This is a genomic window from Labrys sp. (in: a-proteobacteria), assembly GCF_047605565.1.
GTDB lineage: Bacteria > Pseudomonadota > Alphaproteobacteria > Rhizobiales > Labraceae > Labrys > Labrys neptuniae.
In genome coordinates, this window is record NZ_JASGFM010000060.1 from 15,362 (window position 1) to 30,619 (window position 15,258).

General features: G+C 64.3%; 16 protein-coding genes. 11 read left to right on the forward strand and 5 right to left on the reverse strand.

Features of this window, described 5'->3' with window-relative positions:
• Positions 1 to 56: 56 nt before the first annotated feature.
• Positions 57 to 1,571: an FAD-dependent oxidoreductase gene (locus QM672_RS30605; RefSeq protein WP_415087144.1), complete on the reverse strand. Its 1,515-nt coding sequence runs from the start codon at positions 1,569 to 1,571 to the stop codon at positions 57 to 59.
• A gap of 44 nt (positions 1,572 to 1,615) precedes the next feature.
• Here QM672_RS30605 and QM672_RS30610 point away from each other — a divergent pair, with 44 nt between their 5' ends.
• Both QM672_RS30610 and QM672_RS30615 read left to right on the forward strand, forming a co-directional pair.
• On the forward strand, positions 1,616 to 2,098 hold the full coding sequence (locus QM672_RS30610; protein WP_311941879.1) for a MarR family winged helix-turn-helix transcriptional regulator: 483 nt from the start codon (positions 1,616 to 1,618) through the stop codon (positions 2,096 to 2,098).
• Positions 2,099 to 2,241: 143 nt separating this feature from the next.
• Positions 2,242 to 2,769, forward strand: coding sequence for a DUF1697 domain-containing protein (locus tag QM672_RS30615; RefSeq protein ID WP_367623277.1), 528 nt, complete (start codon positions 2,242 to 2,244; stop codon positions 2,767 to 2,769).
• A gap of 294 nt (positions 2,770 to 3,063) precedes the next feature.
• On the opposite strand, the gene QM672_RS30620 is transcribed toward QM672_RS30615, so the two are convergent.
• Complete coding sequence (locus QM672_RS30620; protein WP_415087123.1) at positions 3,064 to 4,461, reverse strand: glycerophosphodiester phosphodiesterase family protein; 1,398 nt, start codon at positions 4,459 to 4,461, stop codon at positions 3,064 to 3,066.
• A 669-nt stretch (positions 4,462 to 5,130) separates the two neighbouring features.
• Between QM672_RS30620 and QM672_RS30625 the strand changes: the two genes are divergently transcribed.
• From QM672_RS30625 to QM672_RS30640, 4 genes are all read left to right on the forward strand, one after another.
• Complete coding sequence (locus QM672_RS30625) at positions 5,131 to 6,201, forward strand: sugar ABC transporter substrate-binding protein (protein ID WP_311941888.1); 1,071 nt, start codon at positions 5,131 to 5,133, stop codon at positions 6,199 to 6,201.
• 189 nt (positions 6,202 to 6,390) lie between these two features.
• The gene (locus tag QM672_RS30630; RefSeq protein ID WP_415087125.1) at positions 6,391 to 7,224 is read left to right on the forward strand and encodes an ATP-binding cassette domain-containing protein; all 834 of its coding nucleotides are present in this window, start codon (positions 6,391 to 6,393) and stop codon (positions 7,222 to 7,224) included.
• Positions 7,221 to 8,507 (forward strand): sugar ABC transporter permease, encoded by a 1,287-nt coding sequence (locus tag QM672_RS30635; protein WP_415087127.1) that lies wholly within the window; start codon positions 7,221 to 7,223, stop codon positions 8,505 to 8,507. The genes QM672_RS30630 and QM672_RS30635 overlap by 4 nt, the downstream gene beginning before the upstream one ends.
• 121 nt (positions 8,508 to 8,628) lie before the next feature.
• Positions 8,629 to 9,387, forward strand: coding sequence for an SDR family oxidoreductase (locus QM672_RS30640; protein ID WP_415087129.1), 759 nt, complete (start codon positions 8,629 to 8,631; stop codon positions 9,385 to 9,387).
• 277 nt (positions 9,388 to 9,664) lie between these two features.
• On the opposite strand, the gene QM672_RS30645 is transcribed toward QM672_RS30640, so the two are convergent.
• The gene (locus QM672_RS30645) at positions 9,665 to 10,567 is read right to left on the reverse strand and encodes a LysR family transcriptional regulator (protein ID WP_415087131.1); all 903 of its coding nucleotides are present in this window, start codon (positions 10,565 to 10,567) and stop codon (positions 9,665 to 9,667) included.
• A gap of 100 nt (positions 10,568 to 10,667) precedes the next feature.
• On the opposite strand from QM672_RS30645, the gene QM672_RS30650 reads away from it, so the two are divergent.
• From QM672_RS30650 to QM672_RS30660, 3 genes are read left to right on the forward strand one after another with little or no spacing between them, the layout of a single operon-like run.
• A complete protein-coding gene (locus QM672_RS30650) occupies positions 10,668 to 11,231 on the forward strand; it encodes a chromate transporter (RefSeq protein ID WP_415087133.1) in 564 nt (187 codons plus the stop codon).
• Positions 11,228 to 11,761, forward strand: a complete 534-nt coding sequence (locus QM672_RS30655) for a chromate transporter (RefSeq protein ID WP_311941904.1) — start codon at positions 11,228 to 11,230, stop codon at positions 11,759 to 11,761. The genes QM672_RS30650 and QM672_RS30655 overlap by 4 nt, the downstream gene beginning before the upstream one ends.
• A 28-nt stretch (positions 11,762 to 11,789) precedes the next feature.
• Entirely contained in the window at positions 11,790 to 12,056 is a 267-nt protein-coding gene (locus tag QM672_RS30660) for a hypothetical protein (RefSeq protein ID WP_311941907.1), read from the forward strand.
• On the opposite strand, the gene QM672_RS30665 is transcribed toward QM672_RS30660, so the two are convergent.
• Positions 12,053 to 12,661 (reverse strand): HAD family hydrolase, encoded by a 609-nt coding sequence (locus QM672_RS30665; RefSeq protein WP_415087136.1) that lies wholly within the window; start codon positions 12,659 to 12,661, stop codon positions 12,053 to 12,055. The genes QM672_RS30660 and QM672_RS30665 overlap by 4 nt on opposite strands.
• A 114-nt stretch (positions 12,662 to 12,775) precedes the next feature.
• On the reverse strand, positions 12,776 to 14,350 hold the full coding sequence (locus QM672_RS30670; RefSeq protein ID WP_415087138.1) for an MFS transporter: 1,575 nt from the start codon (positions 14,348 to 14,350) through the stop codon (positions 12,776 to 12,778).
• Between QM672_RS30670 and QM672_RS30675 the strand changes: the two genes are divergently transcribed.
• Both QM672_RS30675 and QM672_RS30680 read left to right on the forward strand, forming a co-directional pair.
• Positions 14,349 to 14,504: a hypothetical protein gene (locus QM672_RS30675; RefSeq protein WP_415087140.1), complete on the forward strand. Its 156-nt coding sequence runs from the start codon at positions 14,349 to 14,351 to the stop codon at positions 14,502 to 14,504. The two genes, QM672_RS30670 and QM672_RS30675, sit on opposite strands and share 2 nt — an antisense overlap.
• A partial coding sequence (locus QM672_RS30680; RefSeq protein ID WP_415087142.1) for a LysR family transcriptional regulator occupies positions 14,501 to 15,258 on the forward strand: 758 nt, incomplete at its 3' end. The genes QM672_RS30675 and QM672_RS30680, both read left to right, overlap by 4 nt.

The following is a 15,258-nucleotide window of genomic DNA, read 5'->3' on the forward strand; positions in this document are numbered from 1 at the left end:
GCCTTGGCCGGGGCGGCGAAGCTTATGCGGCCAGCTCGCCATTCCACCGCAGCGGGTCACGGATGCGCCTGTTCCGGCTGGCCAAGGCCTACCTCCTCGAGATAGCGTTGCAGCACTGCCATTTCGGCGGAAGCAAGGATGGTGGCAATATAGCCATCGGGCCGGACGAGCACCCAATCACCCGGACCGAGAACATAGATGTCGCGGACATGGCCAGCATGGTCGATGATGTCGCCCCGTTCGCCGATATGGTGGATATGCAGCCCGCGGCGGGGTGGCAAGCCGGCCCGGTTGGCCTCGTAGGCCAACAGCGTCCAATGCGGGCCCTTGAACAGGTCGAACAGACGCATGGATTGTCCTGCCGCACCCTGGACCGGCGCGTCCGGAGCCCGATCCCCCGCAAGCACGTCACCATCTCGTGCTAGCCGCTCGATCGTCAGCGACGACTTGGGATAGCCGATATCGAGCTGCTGCGTCTCGCGGCCACGCCGTATCTCGCCGCGTTTGAGATCTTCCAGCAGACTTGTGGAAAGGCCGAGCATGGCTGCGGCTATGGGGCGGCGCTCCTCCTCATAGGTGTCGAGCAGTTGGCCTCGGGCACCGGCCAGAACAGCTGCCAGTTTCCAACCGAGATTATAGGCATCCTGCACGCTGGTATTGAGACCCTGTCCCCCGGTCGGCGGATGCGTATGCGCCGCATCTCCGACCAGGAATACGCGACCAACGCGATATCGATCGGCAAGCCGGGCATTCATGCCGAAAGCGGAAGCCCAGGAGACGGATGTCACCTGGATGTCGTCCCGGCCGGTGCGTTGCGCCACCATGGCATTCAGCCCCTCGACGGAGAGGTCGACGTCGCCTTCAAGCGGAACCGGCCCCTGAATCTGGAAAAGGTCTGTTCCCGCGAGCGGGCAAAGCGAGATCTGCCGCTGCATGTCCTTGTCCCCAAAACGATGCCAGACATCCCGGTTCAAACCAGTCAGGGAAACGTCGGCGACGATGGCGCGAACGCCGAGCGTCCTGCCCGGGAAGCCGAGGTCGAGCGCCTGGCGCACGAAACTGCGGCCGCCATCGGCACCGACGAGCCAGCGCACGCGAATGTTCTCTTCGCCCGTCCTGCCGACGATCCGTACTGCTACGCCGGTCTCGTTCTGGTCGAAGCCCAGCAATTCTGACCCAAACTCAGGGTGATGTCCCAATTCTGCAAGACGTTCGCGCAGGATGGCCTCGGTCAAGAACTGCGGCAGCATCAACGGGGTGCGATACGGTTCGGCTGGTATCGGGGCTTGCTGCTCCATGAGTTCGGAATCGCTGTGACTGCCGTCATCATGATAGTGGCGCTGCCGCGGATAGGGCCCACCGGCCGCCGCCATCCGGTCCAGAACTCCGAGGTCCTCGAAGATCTCCAGCGTTCTCGGCTGAATGCCCTTGCCGCGCGATCCGTGGAACGGCTTGTCCATTTTCTCGATCAGTCGGAAGGACACGCCGCGCCGCGCGAGATCGATCGCCAGCGTCAACCCGGCCGCCCCCGCCCCGCAAATGAGAACGTCAACTGCAAATTGCTCTGTCATGCTCATCTCCATATGTGTAATATGCACATAATAGGAGACTGGACATGCCGTCAATTAATAATGTGCAAAATACACATATTAGCACCTTGCTGCGCGAGCTTCACGGCGCGCTGATCGACATCGTCAGCGTGATGAACCGCCCCCAGCGTGACGAGGCGATGGTGCGGGCAGCCGGCATCTCTCTCGATCGCGCTCTGTTTCCGTTGCTGGTCATGGTAGAGCGGCTCGGCCCCATCGGCGTGGTGGAATTGGCCGACCGCGTGGGGCGGGACTACACGACGGTCAGCCGGCAAGTGGCAAAACTCGAGAGCCTCGGCTTGGTGGATCGTCAGGGCAGCGTTGCCGATAGACGTATTCGCGAGGCGACCATTACGCCCAAGGGCAAGGCCATGACCGATCTGGTCGACGCTGCCCGCGAGAAGATGGGCCGCGCGATCTTTGCCGGATGGGAGCCGGGCGATGTTCGGGACCTCGTGCGGCTCATGCGCAGATTCGCGGACGACATCAACGCAACTTCCCCTGAATGATCGACGTGGACGGCCGCCGCGTCCCCCGAATTGCCTTGACCATGCATGCCAAGTCCGTGCTGGAATAGCCGATATCCCGCCCAATTGCCTCGACGCTGGCTTACAGGCTCGACGTCGCACGTCCCCCGAACAAGGACCCGATCATGCGCTACATCGCCTTGCTGCGTGCCATCAATGTCGGCGGAAGCTCGACGATCAAGATGGCCGAACTGCGCGCCCTCGGCGAAGACCTCGGCTTCTCCGGGGTCACGACCCTGCTCCAGAGCGGCAACCTGACCTTCGAGGCCCGCGAGGCGGCCCTGCCCGATCTTGAGCAGCGCTGGGAACAAGCCGTATTCGAGAAGTTCGGCGTGTCGACCACCTTCGTCATCCGTACCACGCCACAATGGCAGGCCATGATCGATGCCAATCCCTATCCGAGGGAAGCCGCGGACGACCCTGCCCACCTGTTGGCACTCCCCAGCAAGCATGACATCGACCCATCTGCCGTCGCTTCCCTGCGCGTGGCAATCCGGGAACGCGAGAGCGTCGCCGCCGGCGAGCGCTGTCTCTACGCCCATTACCCGGATGGCATAGGCCGTTCCAAGCTCACCACCAAGCTGATCGAGCGCCATCTCGGCACGCTGGTGACCGGCCGCAACTGGAACACGGTCTTGAAATTGGTGGCCTGACGCCACCAAGGGGGACCGCCCAAACCATTTCCACCCGCCCAACCGCCGGCGCGAGCGTCCCAGTCGCCATGACGTCGAGCAACGAGAGGTCCTATCCGGGATTGGCAATGGCGATCGCTGGCTTGTGCCGGAAGACCGACAGCATCGCGAGGGGAGCGAGCAGCCAAAGGCAGAGACAATAGATCCGCATGTCGCAGGCCCAGAGCGCGATACCGTCCTGCCCGCGCTCCGCGGTTTTGCTCGGCTGTTATTACACCAACATTGCCGCCTTCATGCGGATGCGAGGGCGGCCTCCTACCAACCGAGTTCGCGCAGATAGGCAGCGCGGGCCGCGACCCCCGTATGCGTGAAATCGGTGAAAACGCCATCGATGCCCAGCCGGAAGAACTTCAGATATTCCAGGCTCGGATCGCCATGATAATCGGCAGCCAGGTATTTCTTCTCGTTCCGGAAGGTGAAGACATGCACGAACAGGCCGGCCTTGTGCGCATCGGTGACGAGGCTGGTCGCTTCCTGGGTCGAGGCCTCGGGCGTGGAGCCCTTATAGGGCGTGCCATCGGCATTGCTGTCCTTCCAGGGCGAGATCTTGAGCGAGACGATCTGGGGCTTCCAGGGCCCGATGCCATCGGCATAGATCTTGATCTCCGCCAGGCCCTCGGGGCTCAGCATCGCGTCGAACCAGCGCGCATCGCCCGAAACCGTCCAATCGAAGGGGCGTGAATTGGTGATGTCGTCATAGAGCACCTTGCCGGTCTTCAGGTCGACACCATCCGCATCGATGAGCTGGACCTGTCGTGTCTGCAGACCGTGTTCGCGCATATATTTCAGGCTGCTCGGCTCGAAGCTCTGCACCAGGATGGGAGCCTCCTTGGTGTTGAGGCCATTGTCCTTGATGATCTTGATCAGGGTATCCTCGAGCGGACGGCTGCCCGGCGCACCGCAGCCATTGGCGATGGCCTGGGCATTGTTCCAGGTCGGGTTCTTGGTTTCCGGGTAGATGGCGATCGGACGCCCGGTCTCCTTGCTCTTGGCCCTGGCGATATCGATGATCTCCTGGAAGCTGAGCACCGGGAACTTGCCGTTGAATACCTTCGGCCGCTCATTGGCCGCGTCATAGGTGGTGCCGGCGATCCAGTTCTTCAGCTCGGCCATGGTGAAATCGGTGACCGACCAGTCATTGGTATGGTCTTCGCCATCGACGACCAGGGACTTCAGCACCGATTTGGGATTGGCCGGATCGGTCAGGTCGGTGAGATATTCGGCAGGCCCGCTGGTCGGCGTCTGGGCCCATTTCACCTTGACCATGACGCCGGGTACCGTGCGCTTGCGCGCTGCGACGTCGGCATTGGTCTTGGCCACCTCGGCGACGTTGGTGTTGTCGCTCAGCCAGGGATTGTGGCGTGCCACCAGCACGCAATCCTTGGTCAGGTGCAGATCCTCTTCGAGCGCATCCGTTCCGAGGGCGGCGGCGAGATCATACGAAGCCTCCGTCTCCTCAGGCACCAGACCCGGCACGCCACGATGCCCGATCACCAGCGGCGGCTTGCCGTCGAGGGTGTGGAAGGGCCTGGCGCCGGCCGGTGCGGCATCGGATTGGGCAAGAACCGCCGACGGGGCTGCAAGCCCCAGGGCGGCAGCACCAAGCAAAGCCACACCGACGCGTAGATTCCATCGCGCGCAACCATATCTCATGACCGGATCTCCAACCCTTCGCTCGCTTGATCTGTGAATGCCCACCCCCGGTCTTCTTGTCCCAGTTTTCTGACAATGGCATGACCTGGGGACAGATCCTCGCCTCCGGCTACGCTTCCTTCTCGAAGCACGTGTTTTGAGCCAGGCAGAGGAGCCGGCCAGGCGGTCAGCCGACCCCGCGTTCAGGCGATCAAAAAAGTATCACCACACCCCGTGAAACGTGGTGGCACGTAGTTTCCCCAACGGGTTAGCTTCCTGTCACTGGAGAGCCGACGGCTCGAGAGCAAACGGCCAGGCCAAGAACACCACGCAAGGCCGGCCGCGTTTTGGGGGAGACGGTCATGCCCAGGGGTCCGAACGCAGCCCGGCAGAGGCGCTGCGAGCATCATCGCCGATCCATTTCAGTGCGGCCCGAAGCGTTACTTTCCTCCATGGAAAGCGAGCCGGCACGCCACGCCAGCCGGCTTCTTCCCATTGGCAGCGCCCCAGCGACACGAAGTGCCTGACGGGCCGATCAAAAAATAGCAGCGCCTTGGCACCTTGCGGCCAGCCAATGCGTTGTACCGCCAAGCTCCATCCCGGAACGCGGCGGATGCAAGACCGATCCCGGCCGCGCAACGTCACCATCGATCATTCGCACAATCATAATATCCAAGGGAGAAAGCCCGAATGAAACTCACATCCTTGAAGTCCACCGGCGCGGCCGTCCTGGCCTTGTCCCTGCTTGGCAGCGCATCGGCACTGGCCCAGGATGCGGCGGTCAAGGACGCAACCGTGGCGTTCCTCATGCCCGACCAGGGTTCGACCCGCTATGAAGAGCATGATCATCCCGGCTTCGTCGCCCAGATGAAGAAGCTGTGCGAGAGCTGCAAGGTGCTCTACCAGAACGCCGATGCCTCGATCTCCAAGCAGCAGCAGCAATTCAACTCGGTCATCACCCAGGGCGCCAAGGTTATCGTGCTCGATCCGGTCGACTCGGCCGCGGCGGCTTCCATGGTCAAGCAGGCGCAAGGCCAGGGCATCAAGGTCATCGCCTATGACCGTCCCATTCCCGACGCCAAGGCCGATTTCTACGTCTCCTTCGACAACAAGGCGATCGGCAAGGCCATTGCCGAGTCCCTGGTCGAGCATCTGAAGGCGACCAAGGCACCGACCGAGGACACGGGCGTGCTGCAGATCAACGGCTCGCCGACCGACGCGGCCGCCCGGCTGATCCGGGACGGCATCCATGAGGGCCTCAAGGACAGCGGCTACAAGACCCTGGCCGAGTTCGACACGCCCAACTGGCTGCCGTCCAACGCCCAGCAATGGGCCAGCGGCCAGATCTCGCGCTTCAGCAAGAAGATCGTCGGCGTGGTCGCCGCCAATGACGGCACCGGCGGCGGCGCGATCGCGGCCTTCAAGGCCGCCGGCGTCGACCCCGTGCCGCCCGTCACCGGCAATGACGCCACCCTCGCCGCCCTGCAGCTGATCATCGCCGGCGACCAGTACAACACGATCTCCAAGCCGAGCGAGATCGTCGCCGCAGCCGCCGCCGACGTCGCCGTCGAGCTCCTCGCCGGCAAGACGCCCAAGGCCGAAGCCACCCTGTTCGACACCCCCTCCAAGCTGTTCGTGCCGGCCATCGTGACCTCCAAGAACCTGAAGGCGGAGATCATCGACAAGAAGATCGCCACGGCCGACCAGCTCTGCGGCGGCCGCTATGCCGAAGGCTGCAAGAAGCTCGGCATCACCCAGTAAGCCGATGACGGGTCCCCCGGCCGCCTTCGCGCGGCCTGGGGATCACGGCTGCCACGGACTTGTTGTCGACTGTAGACTTCATACGATGCCGCGCGGCACCACACCATGACAGCCGGCCTCGGGCTTGAGGCATTGCCACACCCTTCCTGCAGCCAGGCATTCCCGATCCATCTATGAAAGGACTCCGGTATGACTGACCTTTCTTCCGGTTCCACATCGGCCAATGCGCCCACGGGCGAGCTCATCTTGAGCCTGCGCGACGTCTCCAAGCATTTCGGTGCCGTATCCGCCCTGACCGATATCGAGCTCGACGTGCATGCTGGCGAGGTCGTGGCGCTGGTCGGCGACAACGGTGCCGGCAAGTCGACCCTGGTCAAGGTGCTGGCCGGCGTCCACCAGCCCAGCTCCGGCACCATCACCTTCCACGGCAAGCCGGTAACGCTCGCAACGCCGAGCGACGCCCTCAATCTCGGCATCGCCACCGTGTTCCAGGATCTTGCTCTGTGCGAGAACCTCGACTCGGTCGCCAACATCTTTCTCGGCCGCGAACTCGAGCCCTACCGGCTCGATGAGGTCTCGATGGAGATCAAGGCCTGGAAGCTGCTCAACGAATTGTCGGCCCGCATTCCCAGCGTGCGCGAACCCATCGCCTCCCTGTCGGGCGGCCAGCGCCAGACCGTCGCCATCGCCCGTTCGCTGCTGCTCGACCCCAAGATCATCCTGCTCGACGAGCCGACGGCGGCCCTCGGCGTCGCCCAGACAGCCGAGGTACTCGATCTCATCGAGCGCGTACGCGACCGGGGCCTCGGCGTGGTGATGATCAGCCACAACATGGACGACGTGCGTGCCGTGGCCGACCGCATCGTGGTGCTCCGGCTCGGACGCAACAATGGGGTGTTCTACCCCCATGATTCCCATCAGGACCTCATCAGCGCCATTACCGGAGCCGCCGAAAACTCGGTGTCCCGCCGCGCGACGCGACGCCAGGCACAGGCCGACCAGAGCCAGGAGAGCCAGCCATGACCAGCAATATCGAGCAAGGTCGCTCAGATTCGGGCGCCTCCAAGTCGGGCGCCTCCAAGACACCGCTCGACCGCGCCGATGTGCGGGTGAAACATGACGACAGCATCGGCGGCGCCATCAGCGCCTTCCTGGAGCGCATAAGGTCAGGCGATCTCGGCTTCCTGCCGGTGATCGTCGGCCTCATCCTGATCTGCATCGTGTTCCAGAGCCTGAGCCCGGTCTTCCTCTCGGCCAACAATCTGGTCAATCTGCTGTTCGACTGCTCGACGGTCGGCGTGATCGCCCTCGGTATCGTCTGCATCCTGATGCTGGGCGAGATCGACCTCTCCGTCGGCTCGGTGAGCGGCCTGTCCTCGGCCCTGCTCGGCGTGCTCTGGGTCAATCTGAACTGGCCGGTGGTGCTGGCCATTCCCGCCGCGATCCTGGCGGGCATGGCCATCGGCGCCGTCTACGCCTTCCTGTTCAACCGTTTCGGCATGCCGAGCTTCGTCGCCACCCTGGCGGGCCTGCTGGCCGTGCTCGGCCTGCAGCTCTATCTGCTCGGCTCGACCGGCTCCATCAACCTGCCCTACGGCTCGGAGGTGGTGAATTTCGGCCAGACCATGACGATGCCCCACGCGCTCGCCTATGCGCTGGCCGCCATCGCGGGCGTGGTGATCTTCTATGCCGATTTCCGCACCGCATCGCGCCGCCGCGAGGCCGGGCTCTCCGCCCGTCCCTTCGCCTTCATCCTGCTGCGCGCCGCCGCGATCACCATCGCGCTCGAACTGGTGGTGTTCTATCTCAACCAGGACCGCGGCGTGCCGTGGATGTTCACCCTGTTCGTCGTCCTGGTCGTGGTGATGAACTACGCGCTGACCCGCACCAAATGGGGCCGCTCGATGAACGCCGTCGGCGGCAATCGCGAGGCAGCACGGCGCGCCGGCATCAATGTGCGCTTCATCTATGCCTCCGCCTTCGTGACCTGCGCCGGCCTGGCGGCGACCGGCGGCATCCTGGCCGCGGCACGCCTGGCGTCCGCCAGCCAGCAGGCCGGCACCGGCGAGGTGAACCTCAATGCCATCGCCTCGGCGGTCATCGGCGGCACCAGCTTGTTCGGCGGTCGCGGCAGCGCCTATTCGGCCCTGCTCGGCATCATCGTGATCCAGGCGATTTCGAGCGGGCTGACGCTGCTCGATCTGTCCTCGTCGCTGCGCTACATGATCACCGGCGCCGTGCTCGCCATCGCCGTGATCGTCGACTCCCTGGCCCGCAGGTCCCGCGTTTCCCACGGCCGCGCCTGACCTTGTCCCGAGCCGGTAAGTCGTTGTCGATCAAGAGCTTGCCGGCTCGTTTTCCCAAGATACTCAAAATTGTAGCGGGAGGCTTCCGCCCTCGCGGAAACCGATGCAGGAGATGCCAATCATGGAACAGGGCCTCAATAGCCAGAACGTTTCGGGCCAGAACTTCACCGGCAAGGTCGCGGCCATCACCGGCGCCGCTTCAGGCATCGGCCTGGAATGCGCCAAGGCCCTGCTGGCGGCCGGCGCCCGCGTCGTCTTCGTCGATCGCGCCGAGGATGCCCTCAGAACGATCTGCGCGGAACTCGGACCGAACGCCATTCCGGTGGTCACCAACCTGCTCGATCCAGCCAGCGTATCGCGCATGATGCCCGAGATTCTCGACAAGGCCGGCCAGCTCGACATCTTCCACGCCAATGCCGGTTCCTATATCGGCGGCGAGGTCGTCGAGGGCGATCCCGATGCCTGGGACCGCATGCTCAATCTCAACATCAACGCCGCCTTCCGCACGGTGCGCGAAGTGCTGCCGCATATGGTTGAGCGCAAGACCGGCGACATCATCGTCACCTCTTCGGTGGCGGGCATGATCCCGGTGGTGTGGGAGCCTGTTTACACCGCTTCCAAGCATGCGGTGCAAGCCTTCGTCCATACGGTCCGGCGCCAGGTTGCCAAGCACGGCATCCGCGTCGGCGCCGTACAGCCCGGCCCCGTGGTCACCGCCCTGATCAGCGACTGGCCCAAGGCCAAGCTCGACGCGGCCTTGGCGGCGGGCGATCTCATGCAGCCGACGGAAGTGGCCGCTGCGGTGATGTTCATGCTCAGCCGCCCCCGCAACGTCACCATCCGCGACCTGGTGATCCTGCCCCAGGCCAACGATCTATGAATGATCGCCGGGAATGGGCGCTGCTTCCTGAACCGTAGCGTAGCCCCTCACCCTTACCCTCTCCCCGTAAGAACGGGGCGAGGGGGCTTCGACGTCGAGTTTCATTCCGAAAGCCTGTTATCTCGCCCGACGGTCGGGCGAGATGAAAACTCCAAAAACTAATCGCAACGCTTGTGCCTCCTCGCCCCGTTCTTACGGGGAGAGGTAAGGTGAGGGGCAGCACCACTCTCGAGCAGAGCATGTGTCTCGCCCAGGCCCGATACTCCCCTGATAACGATCAAGCCTGCCGGCGCACCATATCGAGGAACTTCGACAGGCTGGGGCTCGGCTCGTCCGCGCGGCGCGCGAGGTAGAGCGGCGCCGTCAGCCCCGTCGTGCCGTCGAGGCGTCGATAGACGATGCCGTTCGTCTCCAGCTTCGCCATGGAAGCCGGCACGATCGAAATGCCGAGGCCGGCCGAGACCAGGCTCAGCGTCGAAACCATCCTCGGCGTTTCCTGCCCCACCATCGGGCTGAACCCTGCGGCACGGCAGGCCGCGATGATGTCGTCATAGAGGCCCGGGCCGGAGGGGCGACGGTTGAGCACGAAGGTCTCGTTCGCAAGAGCGCCCAGCGACAGGCGTTGCCGGCGCAGGGACGCGGCGGCAAGCGGATGATGGTCCGGCAGGGCGACCAGCATCTCCTCGACATGGAGAGGCTCCACGATGAGCCCGTCGGGCCTGGCAGCCGGGGCGCGGACAAAGGCCGCATCCAGGCGATCGGCGCGCAGCAATTCGATGAGATCGCCGGTGCTGCCTTCTTCCAGCGATAGAGCAATGCCGGGTGCGGCCTCGCGTAGCCCGCGCATGACGGCGGAGACCAGCGGATGGAAGGCTGCCGAGGTCGTATAGCCGACCGCAAGCCTGCCCTGTTCGCCGCGCGCCGCCCTCTTGGTTGCCTCCAGCGCCGCATCGACATCCTGCAGGACGAGGCGGGCCCGCTCCACCAGCACCCGTCCCGGCTCGGTCAATCGGACACCGCGGGGCAAGCGCTGGAACAGGGGCGCGCCGACGGCGCGCTCCAGCACGCGGATCTGCTGGCTGAGCGGTGGCTGCTGGATGCCGAGCCGCTCGGCCGCCCGTGTCACATGGCCCTCATCGGCGACGGTGACGGCATAGCGCAGATGACGTAGTTCGATCATGTCATATTCTTTGGATATGGATATTACCTCTATCATATATTGGACATGATGGGTCGGGAAGCCTAGCTTTCGCGCAAATTTCCCAGGCAAGGCTCGACATATGGATGCTGCAACCCCATCCCTCCCAGTGGAGAGGAGATCCCCCGACATCGCCGACCTGTTCGGCGGCTTCCTCACTTTGGGCCTGATCGGCTTTGGCGGCGTGCTGCCGCTGGCGCGCCGCATGATCGTGGAAGAGCGCGGCTGGCTGAGTGCCCAGGAATTCGCCGATCTCCTCGGCCTGTGCCAGTTCCTGCCGGGCGGCAACATCATCAACATGTCGGTGGCCATCGGCTTGCGCTTCCGCGGCGTGGCCGGTGCCTGCGCGGCCCTTCTCGGCCTGATCGCCGCTCCGACCGCGATCGTCATCGGGCTTGGCGTGCTCTATGATCGCTTCCATGCCGACCCGCATGTCCACCACCTCTTTGCCGGGCTTTCGGCAGCCGCGGCGGGGCTTCTCATCTCGATGGCGATCAAGGTCGCCTGTCCGCTGCGGCGCGATCCCGCCGGGATCGTGATCGCCTGTGCCTGTTTCCTGGCGATCGCCGTGCTGCGCCTGCCTTTGCTGGCGACCATGCTGGTCCTGGCACCTCTCGGCATTTTCCTGGCCTGGAGGAAGGCATGATGGCATCCCCCCTGCTGACCCTCGCCTTGATCTTCACCGAGCTTTCTCTGCTCGCCTTCGGCGGCGGCAATACCATCCTGCCCGAAATGCACCGGCAGGTGGTCGATATCCAGCACTGGATGTCGGCGCAGCAATTCAGTGCGATGTTTGCCCTGGCACAGGCCGCTCCCGGCCCGAACATGATGATCGTGCCGCTCGTCGGTTGGCACGTCGCGGGATTGCCGGGCGTTCTGGTGACCTCGCTCGCCAAGTTCGGCCCCTCCTCCCTGATCACCGGCGTCGCCCTCCGGCTCTGGGACCGCTTCCGCGATCGGCCCTGGCGACAGAAGGTACAGGCGGGCCTGCTGCCGATGACGGTCGGGCTGGTCACGGCGAGCGCCGCCGTGATCGCCGAAGCCTCCGCCGAAACCTGGCTGCTGGCGGGTATCATCGCCGTCTCGGCCTTTCTCACCGCGACGACCCGCATCCATCCGTTGCTGGTGCTGGCGGGTGGCGCCGCGATCGGATTGAGCGGGCTCACCCAGTTCTGAGGCGAGGACCGGGAGGAGGCTTTTGGCCATGACGAGATCGACGTCCGATCCGCTCGACGCCCTGCTGCGCGATCTCCTGGCCTGGCTGTCGTGCGGCGACCGCCCCTATGCCGAGGTCATGGAAGCGTGGCGGACATCATGCCCGCGCCTGCCGGTTTGGGAAGAAGCCAATGAGCGCGGCTTCGTTTCCCGCAACCGGATCGACGGCGAGGCGATGGTGGGCCTGACCGAGACGGGTCGGGATTTCCTGCGGCAGGCGGATGACGTCCGATCCGTAACCGGCCTCGGGGCCTAGCCCAGCGCCACGCCACGAGCCTCCAGGAAAGACAGCAGCCAGGGCTCGCCCAGAAAGACCTCGGCCTGGAAACCGGCCTGCCGGGCAGCATCCACATTGGCGGACAAATCGTCGAAGAAGATCGAGCGGACCGGATCGATGCCGGCCTTCTCGGCCACCACCTGGAAGGAACGCAGCGAGGGTTTCTCATGCCCGATCTCATGGCTGAGATAGGGCTCTAACCCCGCCAGGACACCACCCGATGCCTTCCGGACGAAATCCCAATGTTCCTGGTTGGTGTTCGAGAAGATCATCACGCGGTTGCGCCCGGCCAAGCGCTGCAGAACAGCGAGCATCGAGGCATCGACGTCGAGATGGCAGCTCCAATCCTCGATGAACACGTCCCATGATGCGTCATAACCGGCCGTCTCCGCCAGCTGTGCATGAAACAGGCGGATCGGCGTGCCCGTGCCCCAGCGCGATTGCCGGAACAGCGCGGCGACATCCTCGGGCCGCCAATCGGGCCGGCAGCGCGAGGCCAGGCGCGTAAACAACACGGCATTGTCATGGGCGACCACGACGCCGCCGAGATCGAAGACGAGCGCCTGGAACGGTGAAGACGACATGATGCCTCCTGCTTTCGACCCGGATCCGCTGCAAGGGCTAGAAGGGCATTGCGGCGCCGATAGGTTCAACGGCGCCGCCCAATCATCTTCGCTCAAAGTATACAGTCGATTGCTTCATTCCCCTTTGAGGGCAACGGCTGGTGAAGACGCGACCTCCCGCTCAGCCTTGCCCACCGACTGTGCCTGTCTCGATCCGAAAATCAGGAAGCTGAGAATGGCTAGCACGATCACGCCGATACCCCCATAGAGCATCACCAGCCCAAAGCCGTCGACCAGCGCGGCGTGAACGAGAGAGCCGGAAGGATCCGCCCCGGCGAGTTTGGGCACGTCCTGGGTCAGGCTAGCGAGATTGCCGGCGGCGACCTTCTCCGCCAGCGTCCGCAATTCCTCGGGTCCCAGCGCCGCCCCAAGGCTCGCCTGCAGCGAGGCCCGGATGCCTTCGACCAGGACGAGACCCATCACCGCGATATTGATGGCCAGGGTGATCAGGCGGGCACTGATATCGATGCCGGAGGCCATGCCGGCCCTGTCCGGCGATACCGAGGCGGTGGTGGTGTTGGTGGTGGGCGTCGAGGTGATGCCGATGCCTAGGCCGGCGATCAGAAGGCCCGGCAGCAGGGTCAGCCAATTCGCGCCCTCGATGCCGGCGCCGATCTTCATGGCGAGGAAGCCGAGGCCGATGGTCAACAGGCCGAGCGGAATGGCGATCCGGGCCTGGTAGCGCCGCCGCAGGGCCTCGCCGAGCGGCGGGCCGACCATGAAGGGCAAGGTATAGGCCAGGAGCAGCAGGCCCGCCTGCGTCGCGTCATAACCAAGACCGCTCGAGACATAGATCGGCAGATAGATGATGAAGGGCCAATAGCTGAAATTCATGCCGATGCAGCCCATGATCGCGCCTGAGAACTGGCGGATGCGAAACACCGAGAAGTCGAACATCGGATGCGGGCTGACCTTTTCGGCCGCCAGAAAGGCAACGAAAGCGACGATCGCCACTGCGGCGACGCCCCAGCGCATGGCCGGACCCAGGTCGGCTCCCTGGGTGATCAGATAGGAGAAACCGAATACCGCCAGGGACAGCGTGACGATACCGGCCAGATCGATGCGCTTGGCCTGAGGATCACGCGATTCCCGGACGCCGACCGCGATGAGGAGCAGAGCCACACCGGCTAGCGGGACATGGATGAGGAAAACCCACTGCCAGTTTGAAAGCGAGACGATCAGACCACCGATCAGCGGGCCGAAGCCAAGGCCGACACCCGAGACGATGCCCCAGGCCGTGAAGGCCCGGCCGCGCTCGGCGCCCTCCTGGAACTGGTGCGAGAGCACCGCCACCGTGCACAGCAACATGGCGCCACCGGCCAGGCCCTGCAGGAAGCGGGCAATGATCAGCACCAGCGAATCCTGGGCGAGGCCGCAGATCAGCGAGGCCAAGGCGAAGGCAATGGTGGTGGTGATCATCACCCGTTTGCGGCCAAAACGATCGGCCAGGGTGCCGGTCGCCATCAAGACCGTGGTGCATGCAATGGTATAGGCGTTCATGATCCACTGCAGATCCTTGAAATCGGCCTTGAGCGCGGTTTCGAGGGTCGGCAGGATCACCGGCACGCTGGAAATCTCCAGCCCGAACAAGAGAGAAGCGAGACATACGCCCGCCAATGCGACAGCATTGCGCCCTGTCTGAAAAGTCATGATCGAACAACCTGGTCCGGGGCCGGCGGCGATGGCCGCGCACTCCTCCCCGGCTCTTGAAAAAGAAGGTTGTCCTCACATAGAAGAAGGCCGATCATATAAAAAGACGATCATCATCTATTTCAGAAATGACAAAATGGTATTGATGCAATGACGACGCTGGATGTCGATGCGGTCAAGGCCTTCGTGATGGTGGCCGACCTGCAGAGTTTCACCCGGGCCGCCGAGGCCCTGGCCAGCACACAGGCGACGATCAGCGTCAAGTTGCGGCGGCTGGAAGAAAAGCTCGGTGCGAGGCTGATCGAACGCACGCCACGACGGGTACGCCTGTCGCCGCGCGGCGCTGCCTTCCTGCCCGCCGCACGCGATTTCATCGCCGCCCACGAGCGGGCGATCGCCGAGTTCGCCTCGGCGCCCTGCCGGCTCTCGCTCGGCTTCGTCGATCATGTCGCCGGCCCCGAACTGCCTGCCCTGCTGGCGCAGCTCAACGCCCACGATCCGACGCTCACCTTGAAGGTGAAGATCGACACCACCACCATGCTGATGGCCGCCCTCGACGAAGGCGGGCTCGACGCCGTCATCGTGCACAATGAGGACGATCGCAGGCCGGGTACGCCGCTGTCGGCGACCCATTATGGCTGGTACGCCTCACCCGGCTTCGAATGGCGGCGTGAAGATCCCTTGCCGCTCGCCATGTTGAGCATGTGTGAAACCTGCCCCGATCGCCTGCGCTCCACGGAAGCTCTCGAACGGGCGGGTCTGGCCTGGAGCGAGACCTTCGTCGGCGGCGGCGGCTCGGCCCTCAACCTTGCCGTTTCCGCCGGCGTCGCGGTTGCGGCCCTCGCCCACCGCGTCGCCCCGCCCGGCGTGATCGAAGTCAGCGCCAAGCTCGGCCTGCCTCCCTTGCC

What these genes read in the sequence shown, in the direction of transcription:
- QM672_RS30630 (WP_415087125.1), top strand. Translation starts at nt 6,391, where the DNA reads ATGACTGACCTTTCTTCCGGTTCCACATCGGCCAATGCGCCCACGGGC.
- QM672_RS30670 (WP_415087138.1), bottom strand. Translation starts at nt 14,350, where the DNA reads ATGACTTTTCAGACAGGGCGCAATGCTGTCGCATTGGCGGGCGTATGT.
- QM672_RS30605 (WP_415087144.1), bottom strand. Translation starts at nt 1,571, where the DNA reads ATGACAGAGCAATTTGCAGTTGACGTTCTCATTTGCGGGGCGGGGGCG.
- QM672_RS30625 (WP_311941888.1), top strand. Translation starts at nt 5,131, where the DNA reads ATGAAACTCACATCCTTGAAGTCCACCGGCGCGGCCGTCCTGGCCTTG.
- QM672_RS30655 (WP_311941904.1), top strand. Translation starts at nt 11,228, where the DNA reads ATGATGGCATCCCCCCTGCTGACCCTCGCCTTGATCTTCACCGAGCTT.
- QM672_RS30635 (WP_415087127.1), top strand. Translation starts at nt 7,221, where the DNA reads ATGACCAGCAATATCGAGCAAGGTCGCTCAGATTCGGGCGCCTCCAAG.
- QM672_RS30665 (WP_415087136.1), bottom strand. Translation starts at nt 12,661, where the DNA reads ATGTCGTCTTCACCGTTCCAGGCGCTCGTCTTCGATCTCGGCGGCGTC.
- QM672_RS30610 (WP_311941879.1), top strand. Translation starts at nt 1,616, where the DNA reads ATGCCGTCAATTAATAATGTGCAAAATACACATATTAGCACCTTGCTG.
- QM672_RS30660 (WP_311941907.1), top strand. Translation starts at nt 11,790, where the DNA reads ATGACGAGATCGACGTCCGATCCGCTCGACGCCCTGCTGCGCGATCTC.
- QM672_RS30675 (WP_415087140.1), top strand. Translation starts at nt 14,349, where the DNA reads ATGATCGAACAACCTGGTCCGGGGCCGGCGGCGATGGCCGCGCACTCC.
- QM672_RS30620 (WP_415087123.1), bottom strand. Translation starts at nt 4,461, where the DNA reads ATGAGATATGGTTGCGCGCGATGGAATCTACGCGTCGGTGTGGCTTTG.
- QM672_RS30645 (WP_415087131.1), bottom strand. Translation starts at nt 10,567, where the DNA reads ATGATCGAACTACGTCATCTGCGCTATGCCGTCACCGTCGCCGATGAG.
- QM672_RS30615 (WP_367623277.1), top strand. Translation starts at nt 2,242, where the DNA reads ATGCGCTACATCGCCTTGCTGCGTGCCATCAATGTCGGCGGAAGCTCG.
- QM672_RS30640 (WP_415087129.1), top strand. Translation starts at nt 8,629, where the DNA reads ATGGAACAGGGCCTCAATAGCCAGAACGTTTCGGGCCAGAACTTCACC.
- QM672_RS30650 (WP_415087133.1), top strand. Translation starts at nt 10,668, where the DNA reads ATGGATGCTGCAACCCCATCCCTCCCAGTGGAGAGGAGATCCCCCGAC.